This is a genomic window from Psychrobacter sp., assembly GCF_036731945.1.
Classification (GTDB): Bacteria; Pseudomonadota; Gammaproteobacteria; order Pseudomonadales; family Moraxellaceae; genus Psychrobacter.
The window spans coordinates 16,418-19,296 of record NZ_DAINDI010000050.1 but is presented as its reverse complement, the minus strand read 5'-3'; the positions used below and the strand labels follow the sequence as shown (position 1 = coordinate 19,296).

1 protein-coding gene is annotated in these 2,879 nt (G+C 48.2%); it reads right to left on the bottom strand.

The window, feature by feature from the left end; genetic code table 11:
* Positions 1-166: 166 nt before the first annotated feature.
* Positions 167-2,879: PLxRFG domain-containing protein (locus V7D75_RS10525; protein WP_333614524.1), on the bottom strand; the 2,713-nt coding region annotated here is incomplete at its 5' end.

Here is a 2,879-nt window from a genome sequence, read left to right as displayed (position 1 = left end):
CCTTTTTCTGATTAATAGATATCTATACCGTTTCAATAACCACTATTTAACCAAGATAAGTTTGTAGTTACGAACCTTATAGGGGTGCGCCAAAAGCAGACACAAAAAAAGCCCACCGCTTAGGGTGAGCTTTGATGTGTTCGGAGTTACCGAACAGTTGGGTTGATTAAAAACCATCACGTACTTGTGAAAAATCTGACGCCATCTGAGCACGCATGGACTTAGGGGCCAGTTTGGTGACGCGCTCTGATTTATCCATCTTCATTTCACGGACACGTCGAGCGATATCGGTTGGCCTGATAACGATTTTCTGATCAGGGTTTTTCTCGTTCCAGTCTTTGACAGCGGCTTTCGCATCAGCGACCTTGCTGCTATTACCTTCGACCACGCCAGCCGCCCATAGCGCTCTGATATTTGAGGCGCGCAAGCTATAGTAAGAAGTGGCAGTTTGACCAAGATAGTTTGCCTCTTGTATCTTAGATACTTTGAGTGGCTGGAATCCTGCAAACTTAAAGGCGGCGTCCACTGGTGACACGTCAGTGACTTTATAGCCCTTAGTGTCTTTGTAAATGCCAGACGATGCCATATCCACGCCTTTAACAGCATTGCGAACAGCGGTAGGTGCAAACTCAAGCGCACCTTTTTTAAGACTGGTTGCGTCAAGATTTGCCACGCCTTTTGCAATATCTCTTGTACCGGTTGCGATACGTCCGGCAAAGTCACCTGCTGGACCTGCAATCTCTAGCACGTCACGAGTGTTGTTGGTGCGCTCTTTTAAGATGCCTGTACCTGGAATTAAATTGCCCAATCCTAATCGTCCTGATACATCAGTTGGCGAGCCTGGCAGTGTTGATGCGCCTGACTCTAAGAAGTCGCCCAACATTTCACCAAACCACGCATCCAAGAAGTCTTGACGTGCTTTTTTCGATGATAGGTTATAACCCATAATCTGACCGATACCATCAATCAAATCTTCCGCATCTTCCATAAATGGTAGACCGCCCGAGCCTGATAGCATAAACATCACGCCAAGCATAATCATGGTTGCCTTGCGACCTTGCGCACGCTCAACAGATCCCTTCTCGCCCTGATTCCATAATCTGTGCATCAACTCAATATAAGACACGGTATAAGTCTTAAAGGTCATGAGCGTGCCACCAACAGCGCCGCGTCCCCAATTCATACGTGACGCTTTGTTATAAACAAACTGCGTCTCTTTAATCGACTTGGTGGCAAACTCTGCTGGGTTATCCATACCTTGCTCTTTTGCCAAGCGGTAAGCTGCCACAAAAGTCACGCGGCGGTTAATCTGCTCAGCACCGCTGAATAACGAACCCCATGCCAGACTGACGCGAGATAAGGTATTACCTGCCAGCGCTCTTGCATCACCAACTTTCGTGCCATCACCAGCGCTTAGTGGGTTCTTACCGCTGGCTTGTTTGAGAAGGTTATGAACCTCTTGCGGACTAAGCGTGCCGTCTGCCTCTGCGCGCTCAATCGCTGCCAGCAAGTCAGGCTCAAAGTGGCCTCTGTCTTTATCCTTAAACGCCTTTGTCCAGTCGCTTGACGCTTTACCAAGTTGTGAGGCGGCTTTAACTGCGCCGCCGAACTGTGAAAGGTATGGGAACGATACAGCAATGGGCTGCGTGATGTTGACCACAGCGGACGCAATCGAACCGCCTAGATACTGCGCGAACATCCAGCCGCGCATAAGCTGCGCTTCTTCTTGTGGGTTTTTAATGTACTCCGCCAGCTTAACGGCCGCATCTTTTAACTGGCCCTCGCCTTTTGGGATATCAGTAATAGCGCGGTCAATGTTGCTCATGTTTAAAGCAGCCGAGGTATGGCGAGCATTAGAATAGATAAAGCTTGCTAGCACACGCCCAACGTCTTCAGAATACCCTTTGATACCTTTACGGTGCATTAATCGTTTCATGGCGCTACGGTTGTTTTTGGTGCGTTTTAGGTACTCTTGGAACGCTTCATCTGCTGCTTTATCGCCAGTTGCATCTAGTCCTAGCATCTCACCAAACAATTCAGCGGTTTCAGGTGTCACGCCAGCGAATAATTTAAACTCTTCGTTCGATAAAGTACCGCGACTGACGGTGTGTGTAGCAGGGTCGTCGTACAGCGCTTTCATTTCAGCTTCCATCTTGCGAGCTTCATAAGCAGATTCAAACATACCAAAATATTCACGGTTGCCATCGCTATCTACCACATCAACCGTGTACTGACCGAAACGTGATAACGGCGCGTAACCATCATCCATTAGTTTGTTGGTACGGAATTGCGACTCTTTGATATCTTTAAGCGTCTGTTTAAGGGCCTTCTCTTTTTTCGGGCTGGCCTTTATCAGGCTATTGATATGCTGCTCGATATTAAAGACCGCTTCGCGTAACGTGCCAGCCTCCATGACTGCTGCTTCGATATCGTTAGCATCTTTACCCAAACGGCGTAGCATGTCTGAGCGCGTGAGACTATCAAGACTTTTATCAGTGGCGGATCTGAACTCGCGGTACAGCTCGATTTGCTCATCTGATAAATCAAACTTGCTGCGTAGCTCGCTGTCCGTCCAGACAAGTCCGGCACTCACTTCTTCATCGATAATGCCATTGATGAAGCGATTGGCTTGGATGTTGTTCATCTTGGCCAATTCTTGCAACTGTGCTGGCGTGATGCGGTTGGCATCCTTTAGCATTTGCAAGCGGTCTTGCTTTGAGGTTGCCATTACCTTTTTGCGCCAGTCCTCAATAAGTACCGCCTTACCGTCAAGGTCGCGGCCCCACAATAACGTACCTTCAAAAATTGGCTTACTTAGCGCGTCATTGTCTTTGGCGCCGATAGCAGACTTGGTGATATCGCGTAGTGAATCAAGCTGC